Below are 25,474 nucleotides of genomic sequence, written 5' to 3' on the forward strand. Positions count from 1 at the left end.
GTGCAAGGCGGCGACTTTTTCGCCGCCTCGCTAGTGCCAGCCGCAAATAAGAATTTTTACCTTCCGTCTCATCATAAAACACCTTAAATTCACGCCGACGAGCAGTGCCAGTCACAACAGATTGGGTATTTTAACAACAATCAAATAAACACTTTTGCATGCCATCTATTCATGGCAGTGAGGCTTTGTATGCTTTTAAAACGCAGCTGTAATATTGCTATTGTCGTACTGGTCATGTTTTCTGTTACCGCGTGTGGCATGTCGCATCGTGGCAGAAATACCGCGATTGGTGCTGGTGTTGGTGCGGTAGGCGGTGCGGTACTTACCGGTGGTAGCACCTTCGGTACATTGGGTGGCGCGGCGATCGGTGGTTTAATCGGACACGAAGTTAGCAGGTAAGGCAATATTCTCGCGTAACGATGAACTTTATTTCACTCTCATTTATGCTGCACAGGATATCAATACTGTTCCTACCGCAAAAAGAGGTGATGACATGGAGTTCCACCGTAAAAACTGGCATGAGAAAGCCTTCGATTTAGCGAATCGAGGTATTTCACTCGATATGCTGGGTGAGCATCAGGCTGCAGCCTGTTCATGGGGTGCAGCCGCTGAATTAGCCAAAGCGCATCTGCGAGATGACGATATCTATTTCTGGATTATGAGCGGCTATGGCGCAATATTAATCCAATGTCAGCGCTATCAGGAAGCCATTGAAGCGGCAAAAGAAGCCTTTGATTGGGAAGCGCAACAAAATCAGATTCTTTCCCGCATGACCGTGGCGCGTGCGCTTTATGCGCTCGGCGCAGTTGAGGGTGCAAAAGTTTATTTCCAGCAAATCTATGCCATGAAAGGCGATGATATCTTTGTTGCGTTTCCGGAACTCGATCACGGCACGCTTCGCGAATTAATCATTCTCACGAAATAACCGGAGAGGTTTAATCTCCGATTTGTTTTTTTAAAAAATCAGTTGTACTTTAGCCGCGCGCTCTTTATCCGCAGCCAGTTTCAGCGCGCGTGCCGCATCCTGCATCGGTATTTCGGCTGAAAGCAGCGGCAGCGGATTGATTTTTCCTTGCTCAAGCCAGCGTACTGCGGTGGTGAATTCGCTGGTGAAACGGAAGGAGCCGCGTAGCTGTATCTCTTTGACCAGCAATGGTCCGATTGGATAGTTTACCTCTGCCGCGCCCATGCCAAGCTGCACGATAATGCCGCCCGGACGAGTAAAGGCGACCAGCGAAGCCACCGCCGCGCCTGCGCCGGAAGCTTCAAAACAGACATCAAAACTGCCGCCATTTTCCGCCCAGCGCGCAATTTGCTGTTCTTCACGCGGATCCAGCGCCGCGCTGGCACCCATATTGATCGCCAGCTGACGACAACGTTCGCTGATGTCGGTAGCTACCACTTCGGTGGCACCCGAAGCCAGTGCCGCCGCGATGACCAGACAACCGATCGGTCCGGCGCCGGTGACCAGCACGCGCTTGCCGGTCAGATCGCCTGCCTGGCGTACCGCATGAATACACACCGCCAGCGGTTCGGCAAAGGCCATCACTTTGGCATCCGCGCCATCGCTGTACGGTACGCACTGCACGGGATTAACCGCCACATATTGGGCAAATCCGCCGTTAACATGCGGGTAAAACTGCGCGCTGCCCATAAAGCGCATTGAGCGGCAAAGATTCTGTTTTCCTTCCTGACACAGCGCGCACAGCTGGCACGGTTGGGAAGGATTGATCGCCACGCGCTGGCCAACCTTCAGGTCGCTGTTTTCTGGCACTTGCTCAATGATGCCGACAAATTCATGGCCTAAAATCATCGGCGCTTTCAGTACCGACATGCCCGCGCGCCCATGCTGGAAATAGTGAATATCCGAGCCACAAATCCCGCCACGCTCAACTTTGACTAACACTTGCTGCGCGTTCCACTCAATTTCCCGCGACTCACAGCGCACATCATGTGCGGCATTGACGATCACCGCGTTCACTGTTTTCTGCTGCATTATGCTTCTCTCTATGCGTTTGAAGGGGTTTCAAATTTCTTCTTATTTTCAGCCGGTTGTTCGCCGGGCGGCGTCATCACTTCAATTTTGCCAACCAGCAGCAGGTAGGCCAAAAAGCCCATCAGTGCGACGGCAGCGATGTACCACATCGCGTATTGGAAGTTGTGGGTGCGCTGTAAAATAACGCCGATGATGATCGGGCTGACAATGCCGGAGAGATTGCCAAAAATATTAAGAAAGCCGCCAATGGTGCCGATTAAGTGGCGCGGAATCACATCGCTGCACACCACCCAGCCGAGATTAGAGAAGGCGTTGGCGAAGAAGGCGATAGAGAGAATAGCGATGGCAATTACCGGGCTGTCCTGGAAGAAATTCACTAGCGCAATCGAACAGGTGAGCAACATCCCCAGCATTACCGGCAGCTTGCGTGCGAAGGTGCGGCTGCGGCCACGCTTGAGCAGGAAATCACTCAGCGTTCCGCCGCACAGCACGCCAGCCATCGCCATCAGGTAAGGGAACATTGCGCCAATCCCCGCTTTATCGATCGACAGATGCAGCCCTTTTTCCAGATAGACAATAAACCAGGTCAGGAAAAAGTAGAGCGTCGACGAGGCCGCGAACTGCGCGATAAACAAACCCCAGGTGGTGCGCTGGCGCAGAATGTGTTTTACCGACTGCCAGTTAACCTTGCCGTTTCCGGTTTGCTGATTCACTGAACCGTGGCCGCCGCCTTTGCGGATGATATCGAGTTCCGCATCATTCACTTTGCTGCTGTGCTGCGGGTCGCGATAGACAATCAGCCAGTAAATGCCGAACACAATGCCCACCAGGCCAGAGAGATAAAATGACATCTCCCAACCCCATTGAGAGACGATAAACGACAGCACCGGCGTCAGCAGCGCCAGACCAATATATTGCGCGCTGGAATAGGTTGCCGTTGCACGCGCACGTTCATGGTCGGGAAACCAGGTGGCGATGATTTTGGTGTTGGAGGGAAAAGAGGGCGCTTCTGCTACGCCAATTAGCGCGCGGCACACCAACAGCATCATAAATGACGCGGTTGCGGTGGTGAAAAAGTGATGCGACGCCAATCCCATTAGCAGGGTAAACAGGCTCCACAGCACAATCGCGCTGCCGTACAGCCAGCGCGAACCAATACGGTCAAGCAGATAGCCGACCGGAATCTGGCTCAGAGCATAAAACCAGGTAAACATCGAAAACAGTAAACCTAACTGCGTGGCGGATAAGAAAAACTCGCCCTGAATATGGGAACCGGCTACCGCCAGGTTAGCGCGATCCATATAGTTGATAGCGGTGACAATAAACAGCATGAATAAAACGCTTAAACGCGTGCGCGTGGGTTTCATGGTCATGACTTCATTCTCTATGAGTGTGCAGAGCGGGTTTGTGCCGTTGGCGTGCTCAGGCTACTAAAGGTGGTCAGCGCGGTGAGTAATACCGCCACAACCAGCGATCCGCCCATAAATACATAAGAGGCCGCTGGGCTGCCGGTCAGGCCATTGAGATAGCCCACAATCCATGCGCCGACGAAGGATCCCAGCGCACCGAAGCAGACCACGAAGGACAGCGCGCCCGCCACAACGTTGCGTGGCAGCATCTCAGGGATCGCAGCGAAGAAGGGTCCGTACGGCGTGTACATCGCACCGCCCGCGATCACCAGTAGCACCCATGAGAGCCAGAAGTGCGTCGCACCGAGCGTAAAGGAAGCAATGAAGCACACCGCGCCCAGCCCAAGGAAAAGCAGCACGATGTTTTTACGCTGCTGGTATTTATCGGAGAACCAGGATGCGGTCAGCATCAGCGGCACGGCGAGCAGATAGGGCGCGGCTGAGAGCCAGCCGGTCGCGACAATACCCATGCCGGACGCGCTCTTCAGCATGGAAGGCAGCCACATGATGAAACCGTACATGCCGATATTCCAGAAGAAGTGGATAAACGCCAGCGCCAGCACTTTAGGCGAGCGGAAGGCTTCACGGTAATTCTTAACCGGTTTGATCGACTGCTGCTCTGCCGCCAGCGCGTTTTCCACCGCACGCTTTTCGGCCTCGTTCAGCCATTTGGCATCACGCGGCCGGTCGGCATAAATTTTCCACCAGATGAACGCCCATAAGATGGCAGGCACGCCTTCAATAATGAACATGCCGCGCCAGCCAAAGGCGTTCACCAGATAGCCGGAGAGAATCGACATCCACAACACGGTAATCGGATTGCCGAGGAACAGAAAGGTGTTGGCTTTGGAACGCTCCGCGCGCGTGAACCAGTGGCTGAGGAAGATCAGCATCGCCGGCATCACCACACTTTCTGCGACGCCGAGCAGGAAGCGGATCACCGCCAGCAGCGCCACGCTGTGCACCATGCCGGTGGCGGTGGCCAATGCGCCCCACAGGATCAGGCTCCAGAAAATCAGCTTCTTCGCCGAGTGCTTTTCCGCGTAAATGCCGCCCGGCACCTGAAAACAGAAATAACCGAGGAAAAACAGTGCGCCGAGTAATGCCGAAATGGCGGGCGTGATATTGAGATCTTCAGCCAGACCTGCGGCGGCACCAAAACCGTAGTTGGCACGATCGAGGTAGGCGAGGCTATAGGTAATAAAGGCAATCGGGATGAGTTTTCCCCACCGACTGGCCGGTAAAATCCCTGCAATATTCTGGTTCATGCTATGACCTCAGGTCGCTTGAGTAGGATACAGCTGAGTCTTGATGCCCAGCTTAGGTCGTCTAAATCAGCCCGTTATAAGGTGGCGAGCCAGCCGCCATCCACGTAAATCATCTGGCCATTGACGTAATCGGAAGCAGAGGACGCCAGATAGATGGCGGTACCAACCAGTTCGTCGGGTTTTCCCCAGCGACCAGAAGGATTACTGCTGCAGACCCATTTGTTGAACTCTTCGTTTTCGACCAGCGCTTCGTTCATATCCGTTAGGATATAGCCCGGCCCAATGCCGTTGGTCTGGATATTGAACGGCGCCCATTCAGCCGCCATCGATTTGGTTAACAGCTTGATGCCGCCTTTTGCCGCAGTGTAGGGCGCGACGGTAGGGCGCGCGGCTTCGCTGGTCAGCGATCCGATATTGATAATTTTCCCACCGCGCTGGCGTTCCACCATGCGTTTGGCTGCAGCACGTGAGACGAGGAACGCGCTGGTGAGATTGATATCCAGCACCCGCTGCCAGTCGCTCAATGCCAGTTCCAGCATCGGTTTGCGGAACTGAATGCCTGCGTTGTTGATCACAATGTCGACGTGAATGTTCTCTTCATCAAGCTGCTGGAATACCGCTTCAATCGCGGCTTCATCTGCCACATTGAACAGAAAGCCTCGGGCATCAAATCCTTGTTGCTGTAATTGCTCCAACGCCTTATCCATGTGCTCCTGACGCGTGCCATTCAGCAGCACTTTTGCGCCGGCTTGCGCCAGGCCTTGTGCATAAGCAAATCCCAAACCGCGCGTTGAGCCGGTAATCAGGGCGGTTTTCCCGGAGAGGTTAAATAAGGTCTGCATAACAAAACGTCCTTCATGTAACATGACTAACAAGTTGGATGAGTTACTTTTACGTTATGCGCAGAAAGGCAGCAATTGGCAGGCGAGAGATTTGTAAGATATCTCACAATTTTTTAATGCCATCGTCAGAAGGTAATTATCTACTTTTGAAGATTAACCTAATGAAAGTAATAGTTAAATTTCGGGGGTTTCCAGTATCGCTTTTGCTGCGCGAAAAATTGCTGCTTGTGTTGCAAGCAGTGACGCGTTAAAAAGCGGTAGACATGTAGGACAAGTGAGTAAAGCCGTGGCGCTGGAAAGTATCCAAAAACATAATGTGGTTGATGTCATCTACGAGCAGATGAAGCAGAACATTCAGGATGGTCTGTGGGAGCCGGGCTGTAAGTTGCCGTCTGAAGCGGAATTGACCGCAACCTTTCAGGTGAGCCGCGTCAGCGTGCGGAGTGCCGTGCAGAAGCTGCGAGACCTTGGCGTGGTGGTGACGCATCAAGGGAAGGGTACCTATGTTACCCGCGAAGTGGCGCGCTACGGATCGTTCAGCGATAACCAGCCCATTCTGCACCTTTCGCAGGAAGAGTTTGATGATATGCGGGTTTTCCGTCAGACCGTCGAGTTCAAATGTATGGAGCTGGCAGTGCAGAACGCCACTGATGAGGATGTCAAAGTGCTGGAAAGCGCCCTAAATCGCATGCTGGTGAGTAAAGATGACTACAAGAAGTACTCGTTGGCGGACTACGATTTCCATCTGGCGATTGTGAAAGCTTCGCACAACAAAGTGTTCATCCACGTCATGGAATCCCTCAAGGGGATTTATGTGCATTACCTCGAAGAGTTAAATCGAGTGTTAGGCATCACGCTGGAAAGCGTTGAAGCCCACATTAAAGTCTTTATGGCGTTGAAAAACCGCGATGCCTCGCTGGCAGCCGAGACGCTTAATAGCGCGATGACACATAACGTGCACGCCATTGAAGATGTACGCCATAACTGAATAACCAAAAGCCCTGCACAGGGCTTTTAAATACACATAACATGTAGGACATCATACAGCATGTTATCCAGTTACCGTGAGGATCATGATGAGTAACCTGAAAATTACCGATGTAAAAACCATCCTTACCGCGCCAGGCGGCATCGATTTGGTGGTGGTAAAAATCGAAACCAGCGAACCCGGTTTATACGGTTTGGGCTGCGCCACCTTTACTCAGCGTATCTACGCGGTCGCCGCCGCGATTGAAAACTACATGAAGCCGTTTTTGATCGGCAAAGACCCAGCGCGTATCGAAGATATCTGGCAATCGGCGGCGGTCAGCGGTTACTGGCGTAACGGTCCGGTGATGAATAATGCGCTCTCCGGCGTAGATATGGCGCTGTGGGATCTGAAGGGCAAGGTTGCCGACTTGCCGGTGTATGAACTGCTTGGCGGCAAATGTCGCGATGGCGTGCCGCTTTATCGTCACTGCGACGGCGCCGATGAGATCGAAGTTGAAGATAACATTCGCGCACGCATGGAGGAGGGCTATCAATATGTGCGCTGTCAGATGGGCATGTATGGTGGCGCGGGTACCGATGATTTGCGTTTGATTGCCGGCAAGCTGGCCAAAGCTCGCAATATCCAGCCGAAAGTGTCACCGCGTAATCCTACTCACGGCATCTATTTCGATCCGGATGCTTATGCGCGCGCCGTACCGCGCCTATTTGACCATCTGCGCAATAAGCTCGGTTTTGGCGTCGAGTTTATTCATGATGTGCACGAACGCATCACACCGATCGCTTCAATCCAGCTGGCGAAATCACTCGAACCGTATCAGCTATTTTTCCTCGAGGATCCGGTTGCGCCAGAAAATATCGACTGGCTGAGTAAATTACGCATCCAAAGCAGCACACCAATTGCCATGGGCGAGCTGTTCACACAAATCAACGAGTGGAAGCCATTAATTCAAAACCAGCTGATCGATTATATTCGCTGCCATGTCAGCACCATTGGCGGCATCACGCCGGCGAAGAAGCTGGCGACCTTTGCGGAACTGTTTGGCGTACGCACTGCGTGGCACGGTCCGGGCGATATCTCACCGATTGGCGTGGCAGCAAACCTGCATATTGATCTGAGCATCACCAATCTTGGTATCCAGGAGTACACGCCGGTGAATCAGGCGCTGCAGGAAGTGTTCCCAGGTTGTCCGGAGATTGATCGCGGTTATGCCTACCTCAGCGATCGTCCGGGGTTGGGCGTGGATATCGACCTGAAAGAGGCGGCGAAATATCCGGTTTCAGGCGGCATTCCGGACTGGACTAACGCGCGTCTGCCAGATGGCACGGCGGCACGTCCCTAAGCGATTTGAGTGTGTGAATTCCGGGGTATTAACCCCGGATTTTTATTTATAACAGCCGGGCGCGTGAACGCTCGCTGGAAGGTGTATGACCGAACACGTGTTTGTAGCAGACCGTGAAATGATTGCTGTTGGAAAATCCGCACATATAAGCGATGTCAGTAATGCTCTCTTCACTTTCGCGTATTTTCGCCCGCGCAGACACTAAACGCAGTCGCTTAATGAAATGCTCAGGCGTCATGCCGGTAGTGTCTTTAATCTGACGATAGAGCGTTCTTTTGGTCAGTAGAAACTGATCGCTTAACGCGTCCCAATTAATCTCTTCGAAACAGTTATCCTGAAGCCAGCCAATTAGCTGATGCAGTTTATATTTGGTGTGACCGCGGCTGATGTTGCTGATTGCCTGATTAATTGCCATCAATAACTGAAAAAAGGCCACTTCTTTAAAAGCGTGCGCCATTTCATTTGAATTGGGCTGCTGGGACTGGATAAGTTGCGCGATTAATGACTGACAGGTACTGCGTTGCTCAGGTAATAACCATCCTTGCTGTAACTTTGAGGCTTCATTAATACGATTAATTAACGTGTCGGTATTACTCAGGAAGTGGAAATCCTGCTGGCGATTAATCAGCACATTGGTGAGTTTTAACGTGCCGAGTTCATCATAGAAGTGATGGTCGCCTTCGTTGACGAAAAACACATCACCTTCCTGGATATAACTCGGTTTACCGTTAATCACATGCAAACCATGTCCACTCTCCACCAACACCAGTTCCGCGAACTCATGGCAATGTTCGTGATTATTATCCTCAGGATCGCTGGAATAGACGGAAAATTGATCGCTGCTGTGAATGAAATAATCATCAATGTGAAGCTTGTGCATGGTGCGGGCGTTCCTGGAAACGAGAGGTAAGGCGCTTACCTTAAGGCAAGGTTTTTACGCTTTCCAACTTAAGTGCAGAAATTGTGATCGCATCCTTTCACACCACTCTGCCAGTGACATCAATACCCTCGAAATGGCAATTTCATAATAGCTGGTGGATAGAGGTCGCCCGTAATCTTCTCGGCATCACTACATGAGGAGATAACGATGGCACAAGGATTTCAGCAACTGAAGGATCACCGCCTGAAGAGAAATAGCCGCTTTCTGCAACTGGCCGAATCTCTGACCCCAGAATTACAGCAAACAACGATTCGCCCGCGCGCCATCGTTCGTCTGCATAAGGATGATCGGCATCCCCATGGCTGGTTTGCAGAAGATATTGCCACGCCAGATTCACTGGATGCACAGCGCCTCAATACCGGCGATGAAGTGATTCTCGATTTAGGGACGCATTGCGTCGGCTACCTTCATCTCAGCTGTGAGGTGATGGGCAGCCCTCAGGATGCTCCGGTACATCTTCAGTTTATCTTTGGCGAAATTACCCCAGAAGTTGCCGAGGATTTTGCAGACTATTCTGGCTGGCTCAGTAGCAGCTGGTTGCAGCAGGAGCACCGCTATATTGATGTGCTGCCGGAGAACATTCAGCTTGCGCGCCGTTATTGCTGCCGATATGTCAAAATCCGCGTCGTTGCCACTTCGCAAAAATTTGGCATTCGATTAAGCGACATCGCCTTTACCTGTGTTTCATCGGCCCAAACGCTACCTGCGCTGACGCGCTTTAGCGATCCGCTGCTGCAGAAAATCGATGATATCAGTGTGCTGACGCTGAAGAATTGCATGCAGAGCGTTTTCGAGGACGGGCCAAAGCGTGACAGACGACTATGGCTGGGCGATTTACGCCTGCAGGCTCTAGTGAATTATCACACTTTCCAGCAGGACAGCCTGGTGCGCCGCTGTCTGTATCTTTTTGCCGGTGTAACCCGCGAGGATGGCATGGTTGCAGCCAATCTGTTTATGCAACCAGAAGTGATTGCGGATGATACCTACCTGCTGGATTACTCGTTGTTCTTCGTGGCGACCTTAGCCGATTACTTCGCTCATTCTGGTGACCGGGAAACCGTTGAGGATCTGTGGCCAACGGCGTGGCGACAAATTGAACTGGCGCTTGAGCGCCTGGATGCAGATGACCTGCTGCAGGATAGCGAGCAGTGGTGGGCATTCATTGACTGGCATGAACAGCTCAATAAGCAGGCTCCGGCGCAGGGCGTGTTTATCTATTGTCTGCAGAAAGCCCTGATCCTTGCCGAAGCCGTGGCGCCGGCATCTGTAGCGGTAATTGAACAACTGCTGCGGCGCTTAAAAGACGCCAGTATGCAGCATCTCTGGCAACCCGAAATGGGCTTCTTTGCCAGCGGGAAAGATAAGCAGATTTCATGGGCCTCGCAGGTATGGATGATTCTTGCCGGGGTAGGTGATGAAACCTTCCAGCTGGCACTGCTCAACAGATTATCGTCCGATGCGCCCGCGATCGCTCTCCAGACTCCCTATATGATGCACCACTACGTAGAGGCACTTATACAGTGCGGGCAACATGCTGGGGCAGAGCAGGTGATTAAAGCTTATTGGGGAGAAATGGTTAATCGCGGTGCCGATACCTTCTGGGAAGTGTTCAATGCCGAGGATGCCACGCTCTCGCCATACGGCAGTCACCTGATCAATAGCTACTGTCATGCATGGAGCTGTACGCCTGCATGGTTATTACGTCAAAAATAAAAAGAGAAAAAATATGACCTCTACCTTCGCTCAATGGCAACAACGACTGGGTTACGGAATTGCCGATCTCTCCTGTAACCTGGTCTGGCAGCTTATCTCGCTGTACCTGATGTTTTTTTATACCGATATTATGGGGCTACCGGCCTATTATGCCGGCCTGATGTTTCTGGTTACGCGCTTAGTTGATGGTGTGGCTGACGTACTCATGGGGCTGGTAATTGATAACACCTCAACCCGCTGGGGGCGCTGCCGTCCGTGGCTGCTGATCGGCGCCATACCTTTCGGTCTGCTCTGCGTAATGGTTTTCTGGGTGCCCGAGTTTTCGACCACCGGTAAGCTGATTTACGCCTTTATGACTTATCTGTGCCTTTCGTTTCTGTATACGCTGGTGAACATCCCTTTTAGCGCCATGCTGCCGTTCCTGACCAGTGATGCTAAAGAGCGCACGGTGTTATCGACGGTGCGTATCATCATGGGTTCACTGGGATCAACGCTGGTGGCTGTCGCCACGTTGCCGCTGGTTAAAACGCTGGGTAATGGCAATCAGGAGCAAGGTTTTCTCTACACCGCGGTCATCTTTGGCTGTATCGCCAGCTTCTTCCTGCTGCTGAGTTTCCGCAATGTGGAAGAGCGGATCAATGTCGTCAATGAAAAAATGACACTGTCACGTGCGTGGTTCGGCCTGAAGAACAACCAACCCTGGAAGATCTTTGCAGTTAATATTTTCCTGATGTGGGGCGCATTCTTCTTCCAGACCGGGGCGCTGGTCTATTACTTCACCTATCACGTTCGCAGTGCGGACCTGACCGCCTTAGCCGCCGGAATTTCAACCTTTGTTCCGCTGCTGGGTACGCTTACCGTGCCGTGGCTGGCCTCCCGCATGAGAAAGATCTACGTCTACCAGGTTTCCTGCGCGGTGAATCTATTGGGGATGGCGGTGATGATCCTGTCCAATGATAGCGTTATGGGCCTGCTCACCGGTGCAGTAATTCTGTCGATTGGGGCGGGTCAACGTACGGTAATCTACTTCTCTATGCAGGCCGATCCTGTCGATTACGGCGAGTGGAAAACCGGCATCAATACCGCTGGCATCCTGACGTCCGTCAATGGTTTCCTGGGAAAAGTGGCGATGGCCAGCGCTGGCGCGATTTCAGGTGGATTACTTTCCTGGGGCGGCTACATGGCGAATCAAAGCCAGTCGCCTGAAGCACTTCTGGCTATCAAAGCCTGCTACCTCTATATCCCGGCCGGACTCATTCTGCTGTCAATGATGTGGATGGGACGCTTCTACAAGCTAGACGCCCAATATGAGCGTATTCGTCGCGAGCTGGATCAACGTAATAGCGTCGAGCCCCAGCCAGAGATGACCGCCGTTGCTGACAACGCCCTTACCACTGTGAACGCCAATCTAAAATAACGAGAAAAAAATGAACAAGATCTCTCTACACGCTGCGCTCTGCTGTGCGCTAGCGGGGGGCGCTTTTGTGCCTATGAATAGCATGGCAGCGGTAAAACTGACGGTAGAACAGCGACTTGAACTGCTGGAGCAACGTCTCAACCAAGCTGAATCCGATGTCAAAAATGCCCAGGCAAGCGCCGAAACCGCGCAGCAACAGACGCGTTTAGCTGAGCGTCGTGCCATGGAAGCCGAACAAAAACTGGCCCAGCAGCAGGCCCAGACAGCGGAAATTCAGGGCGCGACAACGCCAACCGCCAGCAAAGGCAAAGCGGAAGATTTCGAATTTTCCGGCTATGCGCGTTCGGGCATGTTGGTCAACGGCAAAGGACGAGGAGGGCGCGGCGGTCCCGGCGTTTCGCCCGCCAGCTCAATTGGTGGCGATGCGCACGTTGGGCGTCTCGGCAACGAAAAGGATAACTATGTCGAGCTGAGTTTTATCAAAAAACTGCAGTTTGAGGATGGGTCACATGCACGCTTCAAAGCCATGCTGGCGGATGGCGCGAATAATCCCGATCCCTGGGTGCAGGATAATGATAGCCACCATATGAATATTCGCCAGGCTTACGTCGAGATGGGCGATTTGCCGAGCTTTGGTGGCGTGGCGAAAGACGCCACGTTGTGGGCGGGTAAACGCTTCGACCGCGACAACTTTGATATTCACTTCACAGACAGCGACATTGTCTTCCTCGGAGGAACCGGCGGCGGCATTAACGACATCAAATGGACGCCTAGCCTGAGCAGTGATTTTTCCATCTATGCACGTAATTTCGGTGACTTAGGCAGTGACAGGTACAACGATAACGATGTGCAGAATGTCATGCTCACGGCCAATACTTTCTGGAATGGTTGGCAATGGATGATAACTGGCATGAGTGCGCAGGGTAACGATGACCTGAAAGATAACACCTCAACCACGGGTAGCTATGCCTACCGCAGTGATAACACGGCGAAACAGGGCATCTATAGCATGCTGGCATACCACGATAAGAGTCGATTTTATGGTCTGACCGAAGGGAGCTCTGAAACGGCGATCCAGATTGGACGAGGACTGGGCGCTGAAGCCCGGCAACCAGGCAGCGACGGGGATTTAACCGCGAATGCCAATACGCTACGTTTTGCTTCGTATGGCATCATGCCGATTAATGAAACCTGGGATCTCGCACCGTCCGTGATCGCTCAGCACAGTGAAGATCGCTACCGTCAGGGCGATCGTTATGACTGGACAACGTTCAACCTTCGAGCCTCGCAGGCGATCACCGAGAATTTTGCGTTACTGTATGAAGCGTCATGGCAGTACATGAATCTGAATCCGAATGGACGAACCTACAACAATGACGGCGATGTCGCGGCGTATCGCGCGGTTAAAGGGGATTTCTATAAGTTAACCTTTGCGCCAACGTTCAAAGTAGGCGATGTATTTGATATCAAAGCACGCCCGGAGATCCGCTTTTTTGCCAGCTACATGAACTGGTCAAAAGAACTGGATAACTATGCGATGAACGATGATTTTGGTAGTGCCGGATTTACTTCGGGTGGGAACTGGAATTTTGGCGTGCAGGCTGAAATATGGTTCTGATAGTCGATGCGCTGATTTTGCTGTGATTAAAACCGACGCCCAAGCTTATACGAGGGCGTCAATTCCAAGGCGGACATCTGAATTTAGCCGTTACAATCAAAGGGCGCATAATGTATATTATGTTAAATGAGATATATAATCGCGCACTCAAACCGTCATCCGCTCATCACCTGCCTTCTTTCACCTCCTTCACCAACAATCCGTGCCAGCTCCCGGCGACGGACTGTTGTACTCACGCTGCCGTTATCTGCGCCCTTTAATCACTGACGCCTTCCAGTTGAAATCACTGACTTCACTCTCTTTCAGCGATTCAGGTTTCTTCCTGCGTGTAGGCGTTTTCTTTGCCTTTTCAGCCAGCGCTTTCTCTTTGGCCAGTTTCGTTGTCATGATTTGCTGTCGGGCTTCGGCCGTGAACTCTTTCTCTTTCTTTGCATCCGGCTCTTTGCCGGTGCGCTGGCGATACTTCTCCATCAATCCTTTAAACGCTTCTTCTACTGCAACGCGTTCACTCAGATTGAATTGATCGATGGAAATCATTTTCTTGTCGTTCATAGCGTACCGTCCAATAGTGATTTTCTGGCAACAAGTGTACAGCATTTACCGGCAATGAAGATCGCGCCATTGCCGCTCGCGTGGCTTTCTTGTAACCTTTGCCGTCAACATTTTAAGGATTTCCTATGAACGATCATCGCTCCAAAGATCCCTTGCACGGCGTCACGCTTGAGATGCAAATTAATGCGCTGGTCGCCCATTATGGCTGGGCCGAACTGGGTAAGCTCATCAATATCAACTGCTTCAAAAGCGATCCAAGCGTTAAATCGAGCCTGAAGTTTTTACGCCGCACACCCTGGGCACGCGCTGAGGTTGAAGCACTGTATCTGGATTCACTGGATGATTTTGCTGCGGATAAGGCAGATGATTCCGCGCCCAATCCCTGGACCATGGGCAAAGATCAGTAGTTTCTGGCGACAAAACCGGCAGCGCTACGTGAATTCTCGGCAACTTCCACCCTGCTCTTTTTACAGAATTCACGTAGCGACATCATATAAGTTCTCCCATTTACCCTCCGCTCTGTCACTTTCATAACTTCCCAACCTTGCCCGCGTCATCACATTTTCCAATGACCGATCGTATTGTAAGTTTCCATTCTGCATGACAATATCGCTACATGTATATACATGTACCACCAAGAGAAGCCACATCATACTAACAATAATTCCCCACCTTTAGACGCTTCAGCGAGGAAACTATGTCAGCCGAATCACCTGCAGCAGATTACGCCGGCGCAGAGAAACAGCGCTTGTCAGAAACGCGATCCATTGATTACATTCCTCCGAGCGAACGCCACGGACATCCTTTCAGCCAGTTCACCTTGTGGTTTGGCGGCAATTTGCAGATCACCGCCATCGTAACCGGTGCGCTGGCGGTGGTTTTGGGCGGTGATGTGGTGTGGTCGATCATCGGCTTGCTGGTTGGGCAAGTTGTGGGCGCGGCGATCATGTCACTGCATGCGATTCAGGGACCGCGCCTCGGATTGCCGCAAATGATCACCAGCCGCATGCAGTTTGGCGTTTATGGTGCGGTGATCCCGTTAGTGCTGGTGTGCATCATGTATGTCGGATTCTCTGCCAGCGGCACGGTGTTAGCCGGACAGGCGCTGGCCAAACTGATCGATACCAGCAATGCGTCAGGCATGATCCTGTTCAGTGCGATTATCGTCGTCATCGCGGTGCTGGGATATCGCGTGATTCACAAGCTCGGTAAAGTGGCCAGCGTGATTGGCGTGCTCGCCTTTGTTTACCTGTTTGTCACGCTGCTCTCAACCCATGATCTGTCCGCGGTGTGGCAGAACCAGCATTTCACGGTCGCTAACTTCCTGCTTGCCGTTTCGTTGTCTTCTTCCTGGCAGATTGCATTTTGTCCGTATGTCTCTGACTATTCGCGCTATTTACCGGCTTACGTCTCAGCAAAAAAACTCTTTAGCTGCGTTTTCTTCGGCACGGTTTTAGGAACCCAGGCTTCGATGACGTTAGGTGTGATTGTCGCGGCGATTGCCGGCAAGGCTTTTTCTGGCAACGAGGTTGGCTATATTGTCAGTTTAGGCAGCAGCGCCACCATGGCGATGGTGATCTACTTCGCGATCTGCTTCGGCAAAATCACTTTCACCACGCTGAATGCTTACGGCAGCTTTATGTCACTCACCACCATCGTTTCTGGCTTCCGTCAGAAAACCGCATTGAGTCGTGGCGGCCGCATTTTGTTTGTGGTGTTGATGGTGACGATTTCTTGTGTGATTGCGCTGATTAGCGAACCCGCATTCCTGAAATCCTTCACCCATTTCCTGCTGTTTTTACTTGCTTTTTTTGTGCCGTGGAGCGCAATCAGCTTGACCGATTTCTACCTGATCACCAAAGGTAAAGTCGATGTACCGGCGCTTTCCCAGCCCAACGGACGTTACGGTCGCTGGAACTGGGCGGGCATAATTGTCTACTTCTGCGGCGTGCTGGTTCAGTTGCCGTTCATTGATAATCCACTGCATCACGGTTCGTTAACCTGGATTTTTGCCGGTAATGATGTGTCGTGGATTATTGGCTGGTTTGTCACCGCGCTGCTGTGGTTAGCCGCAAGAAACGTCGATCGTCGAGGGACATTATCGCACTCTGTTTATCCCAATCAGTGACATTGTCACGCATCTTGCATTAATGAATTGCGCTCACAAGTGCTTGCAGCTTTGAGCGCATTATCATTCAGCCAACCCGCCGCTACACTTTAACCATGCTGCACTTACATGGAGATAAAGATGAAAGATCAATTTGACGGCAATGGTATTTTCCCTAAAGGGCCTAAAAACGACGCTTTTGCACAATATTTTACCGGAACCAGCTATCTGAGCATGCTAACGACAGAAGGCGTCAACATCGGCAACGTGGTATTTGAACCGGGCTGCCGCAACAATTGGCACATCCATCATGGCGGCGGGCAGATTTTGCTGGTGACTGGCGGAACCGGTTGGTATCAGGAGTGGAATCAGCCAGCGCGTCAGTTAGTGGCGGGCGATGTGGTCAACATTCCAGCGGGATTGAAGCATTGGCATGGCGCGGCAGCAGATAGCTGGTTTGCACACATTGCTATCGCCGTGCCGGCTGAAGGCGCTTCCAACGAGTGGCTGGAACCTGTTTCTGACGAGGAATATAAGCAACTTTAAGGTGCGCATTTTGATAGCGGTCGCCATTAATGGCGACCCTACGGGATTATTTGTAACTTACCACCGTCACCCAATTGGCGTCACCGCCGGCCGGTGCTTCACCAACCCGTTTCAGCGCCCCGCTTTCGTGATCAATAGCATAGCTGCCGGTCACCACACTCTTTTCGCCGCTGGCAATCAACCAACGTCCGTCAGCGGTGATCGCAATGCCGCGCGGCTGCTTCTCGACTTGCCAGCTATCAATCAGCGTCAGTTTGCCGTCCGCCTTGTTAATCCGGTATCCGCTGATGGTGCTGCTGGTCCGCTCGCTAACATAGAGAAAACGGCCGTCCGACGTCAGACGAATATCGGCCGCCCAGATGCGCGGCGTAGTGTCGCTGTAGCCCGGCGGTCGCTCTTTGCCGTGTTGCAGCTGATATTTTTCCGCTACCGCATTTGGCGTCTCCGCCACTTTCACCAGCTCACCGCTGGCTTCACGACGAAACTGCGTAATGATGCCGCCCATCTCGCCGATGTTGTAGAGATAGCGATTATCCGGCGACAACACCGAATGGCGCGGTCCGTTTTCTGTCGCCGTTTTAACATAGCCGTTGCCTAACCCCGACAGTTCGCCCTCGGCGCTTAGTTTCAACTGCAGCACGCGATCGGTGCCGAGATTGCCGACATAAGCATGCTCGCCGCTCGCATCGACAATCACCGAGTGCGCGGCATGTCCGGTTTTATAACTCCCGACCGGCGGCGCAATCAGCTTGCCGTCGCTATTGAGTCGATAAACGTGCACCACATCGCCATCATAGGACGCGCCCAGCAGAAAACGACCCTGCGGATCCGTGCTGATGTAGGGATAACTGGCCGCAGCAGATACGCTATTCAACGGGCTGAGATCGCCCGTTTTGCTGTCGATGTTCCAGCTCACCAGTTGCAGCGGTTTACTGCGAATCGCGGCGTAAAGATGTTTGTGATCGGCGCTCAACGCCATCGGCATCACTTTGCCGCGGGCCTGAGTGCGTCCCAATAGTTGCAATGCACCGGTTTGCTCGTTCAGCACGTAGCGCGCGATGGTGCCATCGTCGGCTTCTGAAACGTAGACAAAAGTCTGCGCCAGCAACGGCGCGCTGGCGGCCAACGACGCTAAAAGCGTCGCCGCGCGTAATAGGTTCTTCATGCTGTTTCCTTAGCGTACCAATGACGGACGTTTGGCGTCATAGCGCCAGTTATCGATCAAAAACTGCATCCCCAGCGCATCGTTGCGATTTTTATCCGGCAGCGCGTTATACAGTGCATGCGCTTGTTCGATGCGATCCATATCCAGCTCGATGCCCAATCCCGGCCCCGGCGGTAACTCCAGATAACCATCGCGGATCTGCGGCGGTTGACGCGTAAGCTGCTGACCATCCTGCCAAATCCAGTGCGTATCAAAGGCAGTTTGACGATCGCCCGGCGCGGCTGCACCCAGGTGCGCCACCATCGCCAGCGAAATATCAAAATGGTTATTGGAGTGGCAGCCGGTTGTCAGCCCCCATTCGTTGCACAGCTGCGCCACCACGTTGGCGTTACGCATCGTCCAGAAGTGCGGATCGGCGAGCGGAATATCAATGGCATTCAGTTGCAGCGCATGATGCAGCTGGCGCCAGTCGTTGGCGATCATATTAGTCGCGACCGGCACACCGGTGGCGCGGCGAAACTCGGCCAGCGTTTCCCGACCGGAATAGCCTTGTTCAGCGCCACAAGGATCTTCCAGATACGGCACCTTCCCCGCCAGCTGCTTGCCAAAGCGAATCGCCTGCTCCAGCGACCAGCTGGCGTTAGGATCGACGGTGACGCGTGCTTCTGGGAAGCGCGCCAGTAGCGCTTCCACCGTTGCCACTTCCACTTCACCTGCCTGCACGCCGCCTTTGAGCTTGAAGTCGCGGAAGCCGTATTGCTCAACTGCCGCTTCGGCCAGTCGCACCACGGCCTCGCTGTCCATCGCCGCTTCATGACGCAGACGGAACCAGCCTTCTTGCTCATGCTCCCCCGATCGATAGTGCATATTGGTGCGCTTGCGATCGGCGATGTAGAACAAATAGCCCAGCACCGGAATGCGGTCGCGCTGTTTACCGCTGGCAAGCAGATCCGCCACCGGCAGGTTTAACAGCTTGCCCTGCAGATCCAGCAGCGCCGCTTCTATGGCGGCGGCGGCGTTATAAAACTTCTCCGGATTCATCTGCGGGATATGAATGTCGTTGGTGTGTGAGGTTTGTTGCTGACGTGCCTCGCTGCTGAACAACTGGCTCAGCGTCGCGTTGAGACGAAGCAGTGAACTGCCTTCAATCAGCGGGCGAAACTGTTCCAGCAACTGCAAGGTGGATGCATGACACGGCGTTTCGCCAACTCCGCTATGTCCGGCGGAATCGGTCAGTATCACGATGATGCGCGTGAAGTAGCAGTTATGGGCGCCGCCAATGTTCAATAACATGCTGTCGTAACCGGCAACCGGCACGATGCGCATCGATTTAATGACTGGACTGTCTGACATGGTTTCTCTCCGTGTGACCGAAAGCGGGTGGAACAGGTTTGCGACGCAGCAGCAAATAGAGTCCGGTCACCACGGACACGCTGGTTAGCGCGTAAAGTCCGCCGGTGGTGCTGCCGGTGTGCATTTCGAGGTAGCCGAATACCGTGGGCGCAAAGAAGCCACCGAGGTTGCCAATCGAGTTGATCAGCGCAATGCCTGGCGCGGCAATCGAGGCGGGTAATTCACTTTGTGGCATCGGCCAGAAGAACGCCGCGCTCACTTTGGAGCCGATACAGGCCACAATCATCGCCACAAAGCCAAACCACGGCGTACCCAGCGTAGCCATAAAGGTGCCGCACGCGGCGATCAGCATGGCGATGCCGAGCCCTTTATCCAGTTTATCGCGATAGCGGTCGGTGGCTTTGCCGAGCAGGAACAGCGCGACGATAGCGAACAGCCACGGCACGGCGGTCAGCAATCCGGTTTCAAAGCTGTTGAAGCCCTGAATGCGCTGAATGATTTGCGGCAGCCAGAACACTAACGTGTAACCGGTCATGGTCATGGTGAAGAAGATCAGGCAGTAAGACAAAAGGCTGCGATCGCTGATCAAGCCCCAGCGGCCGTGTTTCACCGCGTGCTCTTCGCGCGCATCATCTTCCAGCGCTAACTGCTGCGCCAGCGCCTGCTTCTCGGCATCGCTGAGCCACTTCGCGCCTTCCGGTTTGGATACCAGCACAAAGGCAGCCAGCAAGCCGATCACCATCGATCCGCCGCCTTCCATAAACATCACCCATTTCCAGCCCGCGATGCCGCCAACATCATGCATCATTAAAATGGCGCCGGTGAGCGGACCGGAGAACAGAAAGGCGCTGGCAGTGGCGCTCAACACCATCGCGGTGGCACGTCCTCGCCACGCATTCGGCACCCATTGACGGAAGTAGAACAGTACGCCAGGGAAGAAGCCGGCTTCCGCCACGCCGAGCAGGAAACGCAGCAGATAGAAATGCAGCGGCGTACTCACAAAACCGGTAAGCACCACCACCATGCCCCACGTAATCATGATGCGCGTCAGCCACACGCGTGCGCCGAGTTTCTTCAGCATCATGTTGCTCGGCACTTCAAACAGCGCATAGCCGATAAAGAACAGCCCCGCGCCTAAGCCGAAAGCGGCCGCACTAATACCCGCGTCCGTTTGCAGTTCGGCTTTAACGAAGCCAATGTTAGCCCGGTCAATCTGGTTCACAATTAACATCAGCGCCAGCATCGGAATGATGCGGCGGAAGAACTTGCCGATGGCTGAGGCGATATGCGCGTCATGATCGGGCGATAATACGTATTGTTGTTGTGTCATGCGTCACCTGTAGGGAGAAAAGCATCGCTATAGGTATACGCAGCAGAGTGAGGCCTGGTGTATGTGGCATTGCCCGAGACCGCTTAGGCAAATGCCCTATGATTGTTAAAATTCATGGTGTTATATTAATTCGCGTCGAAAAGTTTACGCTTGGTTTGTGCGCTGGCTCACTACGGGCCCCGTGCCTGAGCATACCTCACATTAAACTGAGCGACTTTCGTTCGCCATAGGCTCAGATTGTTTCAGTTTTGCCGTGCGGCGACCGAGCAAAGGGCGCCTGGCCGCGCCCTCTGCACTCCCGGGCCTTGCGCCAGCCCAATCCGCCGCTGCGCGGTACCTTCACTCATTCACGATTCCTGACGGACCGGCGCCGATTCGCTCCTGCTCAGCGCCGCCTCTCGCCGCATCCATGCGGCTCGCCCTGGAATCCCTCATTCGTTCAGCGGTTTAGGATGTCGCCTCAACACCCGCGCTGCTGCATCAATGCATTAATTTGACTCACCATCGCTATAAATCCCGTAGGGTCACCATTTATGGTGACCTGGTACACAAATGGCCCAGGTTCCATAAAGTGCTTTCTCAGAAGTTGTTGTTTGAAGACATTCGGGTAGTTACAGCTATGAAAACTAGGATAATGTAGATAATTAATTTACCTGAAGGACAAATCCTCCCGATAAAGCAAGTAACTTCAAAAGTTACATATTGAAAATTCATGCAAGGATGAGGTCAACCCTCATCAAATAAAGTGTCCAGGTCTTCTAGCTGGGGAAATGAGAAATCAATGGCTGAAAGTTTCAATCCCAGTGACGTCAAATAAAGAGTAAATGCTTTCAACGATCCCGCGTAATGGCCATTTTCAATCTGTGAAATAACCGTGCGATGAATACCTGCACGCGTCGCAGCGTCGGCTTGAGTCCAACGGTTAGCCTTGCGCCTTTCCTGACATTTAGCGCCTATTGCTTGCAAACCAGGCAACATAAAACCTCTGTTGTTGGTATATGATAACAATGTCTATATTTTTACCAAAATGTTATCATATAGCAACACTTAAGTTCTGCACAGGCGGCCTTAATGCTTTTTCCTCGTCTACACTTGCCTGACGTGGAAACGCTAATAGAGGTAAAAATGTCGCAATCTACTCAACGTAATCAAGCTTGGCTATTAGCTTCACGCCCGCATGGCGAACCGGTAAAAGAGAATTTTCGCCTGGTGGAGCAGCCCATTCCTGACGTGAAGGACGGCCAAATCCTGCTGCGCACGCTCTATTTATCGCTCGACCCGTATATGCGCGGGCGCATGGATGACAGCAAATCCTATGCTGCACCTGCTGAACTCGACCAACCGATGGTTGGCGGCACGGTGAGCGAAGTGGTGGAATCTAAACACGCGGATTTCCAGCAAGGTGATGTGGTCCTCGCGCAGAGCGGCTGGCAAAGCTATGCGGTTTCGGACGGAAACGGCGTGGCGAAACTGGGCGATCTGCCCCATCCTTCCTGGGCGCTGGGCATTCTCGGTATGCCGGGCTTCACGGCCTATATGGGCTTGATGGATATCGGCCAGCCAAAACAGGGTGAAACCTTAGTGGTCGCGGCGGCTACCGGCCCGGTCGGTGCAACGGTGGGTCAGCTTGGCAAACTCAAAGGCTGCCATGTGGTAGGCGTTGCGGGTGGTGAAGAGAAGTGCCGTTATGCGATTGAGAAGCTCGGTTTCTCCGCCTGTATCGATCACCATCGTGACGATTTTGCAGAACAGCTGGCGGCTGCCTGCCCGGACGGCATTGATATCTACTTCGAAAACGTCGGCGGCAAAGTGTTTGATGCCGTATTCCCGTTGCTGAACACCGCAGCGCGCGTGCCGGTCTGTGGCCTGGTTTCTGGCTACAGCAGCCGCGAATTACCGCCGGGACCGGATCGCACCCCACAAATCATGGGCGGCATTCTGAAGCGTCGTATTCGCATGCAGGGCTTTATCATCTTCCAGGATTACGGCGATCGTTATCCTGAATTCCTCAAAGCGATGACGCCGCTGGTGGAGCAGCAAAAAATCCACTACCGCGAGCACATGATCGACGGGCTGGAAAATGCCCCGCAGGCGTTTTTCGATATGCTGAAAGGCAAAAACTTCGGTAAAACCGTGGTGAAAGTCGCGCAGTAAACCGTTGTGTTAACGCTATTTTTCACTTTGCATAGCCGCAATTGAGATATGGCGCGCGCTGAGCGCATGAGAAGATATTTTCCCTACATCGTCATTATCGGGAGTTCTCATGTCGCTCAGCCAAACCCACATCCTGAAGGTCAATTCCCAACAGCCTGAAGCACCCGTTCCCTTACCTGCTGAACCGGCGCATATCATTCGTGATGATGCCGAAGCCATTGAGATTGCTCAACGTCTGGCCACAGAGTTTGCGCGTGACGCCGCACTGCGCGACCGCGAAGGCATCTTGCCGCTCAACGAATTGGATGCGTTCTCACAAAGTGGCTTGTGGGCGATGGCGATCCCTAAAATCTATGGCGGCGCGGGCGTATCCTGGGTGACGGTGGCGAAAGTCATCGCCATCATTTCGGCGGCAGATTCCGCGCTCGGTCAGCTACCGCAGAACCATTTAGCCGGCGTGGCGCATCTGGTGGCGGATGGCAGCGAGGCGCAGAAACAAGAACTACTGGGCGAAGTGCTGGCTGGCTTGCGCTGGGGCAACGCTTTCTCCGAGAAGAATTCGCGCACCGTCGCCGATTTCCAGACGCGTTTTCAGCGTGAAGGTGATGACGTGGTGATCAACGGCGAGAAATTCTACGCCACCGGCGCACTGCTGGCGCATCGGATTCACGCGGTGGCGCTCGACGATCAGGATCGCGCGCATCTGATTGTGCTGGATCGCAACACGCCGGGCGTGACCATCATTAACAATTGGTCGAGCTTTGGTCAGCGCACCACGGCATCGGGCACCGTGCTGCTGGAGAACGTGCGCGCCCCGCTATCCCGCGTGATCCCGGCTTATCAGGCGTTTGAGCGCCCGACTGCCGCCGGTCCGATTTCGCAGATTATTCAGGCGGCGGTGGATGTGGGGATTGCGCGCGGCACGATTGAAGACACGCTGCATTTTGTGCGCGAGCGGTCACGTCCGTGGATTGATAGCGGCCAGGAGCGCGCATCTGATGATCACTTCACGCTGGCGGCGGTCGGGGATTTGAAAATTCGCCTGCACGCCGCTGAAGCCTTACTGTGGCGCGCTGGCGAAGCGATTGATCTGGCGCTGCAGCAACCCGATGAAAGCACGGTTGCAGCAGCAACGGTTGCTACCGCTGAAGCCAAAGTGTTAACCACCGAAATCGCTATTCTGGCAGGTAACAAGCTGTTCGAACTTGCGGGTACACGCTCAACGCTGCAGGAGTTCAACCTCGATCGCCACTGGCGCAATGCGCGCACCCACACCTTGCACGATCCGGTGCGCTGGAAGTATTACCACGTTGGCAATTATTACCTCAATGGCACCCTGCCGCCGCGTCATGCCTGGAATTAACGGTGGCGAAAACGTGCCGCTGGATGGTCAGCCGTGAGTCGCGGCTGACCAAACAACCGTTCACGCAACGTCACGGCTTGCGCGGGCGTTTCACGGATAAGCCCTCGGCTACGCAGCACCGGCATCACATGCTGGATAAAATCCTCAAAGCTGCCGGGACTAATCGCCCACGCCAGATTGAAGCCATCAACACCCGATCCCATGGCAAACTGTTCCAGCTGATCGGCAATGCTCTCTGGGCCGCCGATCAGCAGCGGATGCAATCCGCCAATGCCGATGTAGCGCGCTGCATCACGCAGCGTCCAGCGTTTTTGATCGTCAATGCGCGTCAGGCTGGCTAAGGCTGAGCGACAGGCATCGGTTTCACGAAACGCTAGCGGCGTATCCAAATCCTCCTGTGACCAGTCGATACCGGTCCACGCAGAGAACAGCGCCAGCGCGGCCTCTTCGCTGATGTACTGCTGATAATCGCGATATTTAGTCTGCGCGGCTTCATCACTCTCTGCGGTGATCACCGTGATCGCTGTGACGAAACGCAGCGAAGCCGCATGGCGCCCTTCTGCTGCGGCTAACTGGCGAATGCGTTGGATATCCGCAGCAATGGCCTGCGGCGTAACGCCGCCGAGAAATATCACTTCCGCGTTGCGTGCAGCGAATTGCGCCCCGCGACTGGAGGTTCCCGCCTGAAACAGCACCGGCGTGCGCTGCGGACTGGGCTCGCTTAGGTGCGCATCCGGTACCTGATACCAGCGCCCGGCATGCTTGATAGCATGCACTTTGGCCGGATCGCTATAAACGCTGTTTTGCTTATCGCGCCGCACCGCGTCCTCTTCCCACGATCCTTCCCACAGCTTGCCGGTGATATCGAGAAACTCCTGCGCGCGATCGTAGCGTTCATCGTGCGGAATTTGCTGCGTCAGCCCCAGATTACGTGCCGCTGAATCCAGCATTGACGTCACCACATTCCAGGCGATGCGCCCGTTGCTCAGGTGATCAAGCGTGGTGAATTTGCGCGCAAGCAGATACGGCTGTTCGTAGGTGGTGGAAACGGTAATACCAAAGCCCAAATGTTGCGTCACCGCTGCCATTGCAGAAACCAGCAACAGTGGATCGTTAACCGGCATTTGTGTCGCCAGACGCAACGCCGCGTCCGGCTTGTTTTGCCACACGTCCAGCTGGCCCAACGCATCGGCGATGAACAGCGCATCAAACCCGGCGCGATCCAGCTGTTGGGCAATATCGGTCCAGTAACGCAATTCGGTATAGCGATGAGCCTGATCCTGCGGATGCCGCCACAATCCTGCGGAGATGTGGCCCGGCACATTCATCATAAAACCAAACAGTAAAAACGGTGCCCGGCTCATCTTTGAC

Annotated in this window: 23 protein-coding genes; 12 read left to right on the forward strand and 11 right to left on the reverse strand. The window is 53.6% G+C overall.

The features are described 5' to 3' along the window. Positions 1-189 precede the first annotated feature (189 nt). Both K5Y30_RS02515 and K5Y30_RS02520 read left to right on the forward strand, forming a co-directional pair. Complete coding sequence (locus K5Y30_RS02515; protein ID WP_061718879.1) at positions 190-399, forward strand: glycine zipper 2TM domain-containing protein; 210 nt, start codon at positions 190-192, stop codon at positions 397-399. 94 nt (positions 400-493) lie between these two features. Further along, the gene (locus K5Y30_RS02520) at positions 494-925 is read left to right on the forward strand and encodes a hypothetical protein (RefSeq protein ID WP_222182078.1); all 432 of its coding nucleotides are present in this window, start codon (positions 494-496) and stop codon (positions 923-925) included. A 30-nt stretch (positions 926-955) separates the two neighbouring features. Here K5Y30_RS02520 and idnD read toward each other — a convergent pair whose 3' ends face one another. From idnD to K5Y30_RS02540, 4 genes are all read right to left on the reverse strand, one after another. Then, positions 956-1,996 (reverse strand): L-idonate 5-dehydrogenase, encoded by a 1,041-nt coding sequence (idnD, locus tag K5Y30_RS02525; RefSeq protein WP_255606553.1) that lies wholly within the window; start codon positions 1,994-1,996, stop codon positions 956-958. Positions 1,997-2,007: 11 nt separating this feature from the next. Continuing rightward, positions 2,008-3,363: an MFS transporter gene (locus K5Y30_RS02530; protein WP_222210896.1), complete on the reverse strand. Its 1,356-nt coding sequence runs from the start codon at positions 3,361-3,363 to the stop codon at positions 2,008-2,010. 17 nt (positions 3,364-3,380) lie between these two features. Then, positions 3,381-4,673, reverse strand: a complete 1,293-nt coding sequence (locus tag K5Y30_RS02535; RefSeq protein WP_222182077.1) for an MFS transporter — start codon at positions 4,671-4,673, stop codon at positions 3,381-3,383. A gap of 74 nt (positions 4,674-4,747) precedes the next feature. Then, entirely contained in the window at positions 4,748-5,515 is a 768-nt protein-coding gene (locus K5Y30_RS02540) for an SDR family oxidoreductase (protein WP_222210415.1), read from the reverse strand. 286 nt (positions 5,516-5,801) lie between these two features. Here K5Y30_RS02540 and K5Y30_RS02545 point away from each other — a divergent pair, with 286 nt between their 5' ends. Beyond that, a complete protein-coding gene (locus K5Y30_RS02545; protein WP_110866446.1) occupies positions 5,802-6,503 on the forward strand; it encodes a FadR/GntR family transcriptional regulator in 702 nt (233 codons plus the stop codon). A gap of 85 nt (positions 6,504-6,588) precedes the next feature. Then, positions 6,589-7,845 (forward strand): enolase C-terminal domain-like protein, encoded by a 1,257-nt coding sequence (locus tag K5Y30_RS02550; RefSeq protein WP_255606554.1) that lies wholly within the window; start codon positions 6,589-6,591, stop codon positions 7,843-7,845. A 46-nt stretch (positions 7,846-7,891) separates the two neighbouring features. Here the strand turns inward: K5Y30_RS02550 and K5Y30_RS02555 are convergent, their stop codons facing one another. Then, on the reverse strand, positions 7,892-8,725 hold the full coding sequence (locus K5Y30_RS02555; protein WP_176970434.1) for a helix-turn-helix domain-containing protein: 834 nt from the start codon (positions 8,723-8,725) through the stop codon (positions 7,892-7,894). A 207-nt stretch (positions 8,726-8,932) separates the two neighbouring features. On the opposite strand from K5Y30_RS02555, the gene K5Y30_RS02560 reads away from it, so the two are divergent. The 3 genes from K5Y30_RS02560 to K5Y30_RS02570 are packed head-to-tail and all read left to right on the forward strand — an operon-like array spanning position 8,933 to position 13,533. After that, positions 8,933-10,498, forward strand: coding sequence for a sugar hydrolase (locus K5Y30_RS02560; RefSeq protein WP_222210417.1), 1,566 nt, complete (start codon positions 8,933-8,935; stop codon positions 10,496-10,498). 13 nt (positions 10,499-10,511) lie between these two features. Next, positions 10,512-11,915: an MFS transporter gene (locus tag K5Y30_RS02565; RefSeq protein ID WP_222210418.1), complete on the forward strand. Its 1,404-nt coding sequence runs from the start codon at positions 10,512-10,514 to the stop codon at positions 11,913-11,915. Between the two features lie 10 nt (positions 11,916-11,925). Next, a complete protein-coding gene (locus K5Y30_RS02570; protein ID WP_222210419.1) occupies positions 11,926-13,533 on the forward strand; it encodes a carbohydrate porin in 1,608 nt (535 codons plus the stop codon). A gap of 243 nt (positions 13,534-13,776) precedes the next feature. Here the strand turns inward: K5Y30_RS02570 and K5Y30_RS02575 are convergent, their stop codons facing one another. Further along, positions 13,777-14,085, reverse strand: coding sequence for a hypothetical protein (locus tag K5Y30_RS02575; RefSeq protein ID WP_110866151.1), 309 nt, complete (start codon positions 14,083-14,085; stop codon positions 13,777-13,779). A gap of 125 nt (positions 14,086-14,210) precedes the next feature. On the opposite strand from K5Y30_RS02575, the gene K5Y30_RS02580 reads away from it, so the two are divergent. The 3 genes from K5Y30_RS02580 to K5Y30_RS02590 all read left to right on the forward strand — a co-directional run bounded on the left by K5Y30_RS02580 (position 14,211) and on the right by K5Y30_RS02590 (position 16,738). After that, positions 14,211-14,492: a VF530 family DNA-binding protein gene (locus K5Y30_RS02580; RefSeq protein ID WP_110866150.1), complete on the forward strand. Its 282-nt coding sequence runs from the start codon at positions 14,211-14,213 to the stop codon at positions 14,490-14,492. Positions 14,493-14,782: 290 nt separating this feature from the next. Then, entirely contained in the window at positions 14,783-16,213 is a 1,431-nt protein-coding gene (locus K5Y30_RS02585) for a cytosine permease (RefSeq protein WP_222182071.1), read from the forward strand. A 120-nt stretch (positions 16,214-16,333) separates the two neighbouring features. Continuing rightward, positions 16,334-16,738, forward strand: a complete 405-nt coding sequence (locus tag K5Y30_RS02590) for a cupin domain-containing protein (RefSeq protein WP_222182069.1) — start codon at positions 16,334-16,336, stop codon at positions 16,736-16,738. A 46-nt stretch (positions 16,739-16,784) separates the two neighbouring features. Here the strand turns inward: K5Y30_RS02590 and K5Y30_RS02595 are convergent, their stop codons facing one another. From K5Y30_RS02595 to K5Y30_RS02610, 4 genes are all read right to left on the reverse strand, one after another. Continuing rightward, a complete protein-coding gene (locus tag K5Y30_RS02595; RefSeq protein WP_222210420.1) occupies positions 16,785-17,903 on the reverse strand; it encodes a beta-propeller fold lactonase family protein in 1,119 nt (372 codons plus the stop codon). Positions 17,904-17,912: 9 nt separating this feature from the next. Beyond that, positions 17,913-19,256, reverse strand: a complete 1,344-nt coding sequence (locus K5Y30_RS02600; RefSeq protein ID WP_222210421.1) for an enolase C-terminal domain-like protein — start codon at positions 19,254-19,256, stop codon at positions 17,913-17,915. Further along, on the reverse strand, positions 19,234-20,586 hold the full coding sequence (locus K5Y30_RS02605; protein WP_222210422.1) for an MFS transporter: 1,353 nt from the start codon (positions 20,584-20,586) through the stop codon (positions 19,234-19,236). The genes K5Y30_RS02600 and K5Y30_RS02605 overlap by 23 nt, the downstream gene beginning before the upstream one ends. Positions 20,587-21,312: 726 nt before the next feature. Further along, a complete protein-coding gene (locus K5Y30_RS02610) occupies positions 21,313-21,564 on the reverse strand; it encodes a helix-turn-helix domain-containing protein (protein ID WP_101764402.1) in 252 nt (83 codons plus the stop codon). 147 nt (positions 21,565-21,711) lie between these two features. Here K5Y30_RS02610 and K5Y30_RS02615 point away from each other — a divergent pair, with 147 nt between their 5' ends. Further along, positions 21,712-22,740, forward strand: coding sequence for an NADP-dependent oxidoreductase (locus K5Y30_RS02615; protein WP_222182059.1), 1,029 nt, complete (start codon positions 21,712-21,714; stop codon positions 22,738-22,740). Between the two features lie 109 nt (positions 22,741-22,849). Beyond that, positions 22,850-24,103 carry an SfnB family sulfur acquisition oxidoreductase gene (locus K5Y30_RS02620; protein ID WP_222210423.1) on the forward strand — a complete coding sequence of 418 codons (1,254 nt, stop codon included), beginning with the start codon at positions 22,850-22,852 and terminating at the stop codon, positions 24,101-24,103. Here the strand turns inward: K5Y30_RS02620 and K5Y30_RS02625 are convergent. Beyond that, positions 24,100-25,467, reverse strand: a complete 1,368-nt coding sequence (locus K5Y30_RS02625; protein ID WP_222210424.1) for an LLM class flavin-dependent oxidoreductase — start codon at positions 25,465-25,467, stop codon at positions 24,100-24,102. The two genes, K5Y30_RS02620 and K5Y30_RS02625, sit on opposite strands and share 4 nt — an antisense overlap. Positions 25,468-25,474 lie beyond the last annotated feature (7 nt).

The organism is Pantoea sp. DY-5, assembly GCF_019795955.1.
Classification (GTDB): Bacteria; Pseudomonadota; Gammaproteobacteria; order Enterobacterales; family Enterobacteriaceae; genus Pantoea; species Pantoea leporis.

Bases quoted from the DNA above. Each gene is read 5' to 3' on its own strand.
- K5Y30_RS02515 (WP_061718879.1), top strand. From the start codon at position 190: ATGCTTTTAAAACGCAGCTGTAATATTGCTATTGTCGTACTGGTCATG.
- K5Y30_RS02520 (WP_222182078.1), top strand. From the start codon at position 494: ATGGAGTTCCACCGTAAAAACTGGCATGAGAAAGCCTTCGATTTAGCG.
- idnD (WP_255606553.1), bottom strand. From the start codon at position 1,996: ATGCAGCAGAAAACAGTGAACGCGGTGATCGTCAATGCCGCACATGAT.
- K5Y30_RS02530 (WP_222210896.1), bottom strand. From the start codon at position 3,363: ATGAAACCCACGCGCACGCGTTTAAGCGTTTTATTCATGCTGTTTATT.
- K5Y30_RS02535 (WP_222182077.1), bottom strand. From the start codon at position 4,673: ATGAACCAGAATATTGCAGGGATTTTACCGGCCAGTCGGTGGGGAAAA.
- K5Y30_RS02540 (WP_222210415.1), bottom strand. From the start codon at position 5,515: ATGCAGACCTTATTTAACCTCTCCGGGAAAACCGCCCTGATTACCGGC.
- K5Y30_RS02550 (WP_255606554.1), top strand. From the start codon at position 6,589: ATGATGAGTAACCTGAAAATTACCGATGTAAAAACCATCCTTACCGCG.
- K5Y30_RS02555 (WP_176970434.1), bottom strand. From the start codon at position 8,725: ATGCACAAGCTTCACATTGATGATTATTTCATTCACAGCAGCGATCAA.
- K5Y30_RS02560 (WP_222210417.1), top strand. From the start codon at position 8,933: ATGGCACAAGGATTTCAGCAACTGAAGGATCACCGCCTGAAGAGAAAT.
- K5Y30_RS02565 (WP_222210418.1), top strand. From the start codon at position 10,512: ATGACCTCTACCTTCGCTCAATGGCAACAACGACTGGGTTACGGAATT.
- K5Y30_RS02570 (WP_222210419.1), top strand. From the start codon at position 11,926: ATGAACAAGATCTCTCTACACGCTGCGCTCTGCTGTGCGCTAGCGGGG.
- K5Y30_RS02575 (WP_110866151.1), bottom strand. From the start codon at position 14,085: ATGAACGACAAGAAAATGATTTCCATCGATCAATTCAATCTGAGTGAA.
- K5Y30_RS02580 (WP_110866150.1), top strand. From the start codon at position 14,211: ATGAACGATCATCGCTCCAAAGATCCCTTGCACGGCGTCACGCTTGAG.
- K5Y30_RS02585 (WP_222182071.1), top strand. From the start codon at position 14,783: ATGTCAGCCGAATCACCTGCAGCAGATTACGCCGGCGCAGAGAAACAG.
- K5Y30_RS02590 (WP_222182069.1), top strand. From the start codon at position 16,334: ATGAAAGATCAATTTGACGGCAATGGTATTTTCCCTAAAGGGCCTAAA.
- K5Y30_RS02595 (WP_222210420.1), bottom strand. From the start codon at position 17,903: ATGAAGAACCTATTACGCGCGGCGACGCTTTTAGCGTCGTTGGCCGCC.
- K5Y30_RS02600 (WP_222210421.1), bottom strand. From the start codon at position 19,256: ATGTCAGACAGTCCAGTCATTAAATCGATGCGCATCGTGCCGGTTGCC.
- K5Y30_RS02605 (WP_222210422.1), bottom strand. From the start codon at position 20,586: ATGACACAACAACAATACGTATTATCGCCCGATCATGACGCGCATATC.
- K5Y30_RS02610 (WP_101764402.1), bottom strand. From the start codon at position 21,564: ATGTTGCCTGGTTTGCAAGCAATAGGCGCTAAATGTCAGGAAAGGCGC.
- K5Y30_RS02615 (WP_222182059.1), top strand. From the start codon at position 21,712: ATGTCGCAATCTACTCAACGTAATCAAGCTTGGCTATTAGCTTCACGC.
- K5Y30_RS02620 (WP_222210423.1), top strand. From the start codon at position 22,850: ATGTCGCTCAGCCAAACCCACATCCTGAAGGTCAATTCCCAACAGCCT.
- K5Y30_RS02625 (WP_222210424.1), bottom strand. From the start codon at position 25,467: ATGAGCCGGGCACCGTTTTTACTGTTTGGTTTTATGATGAATGTGCCG.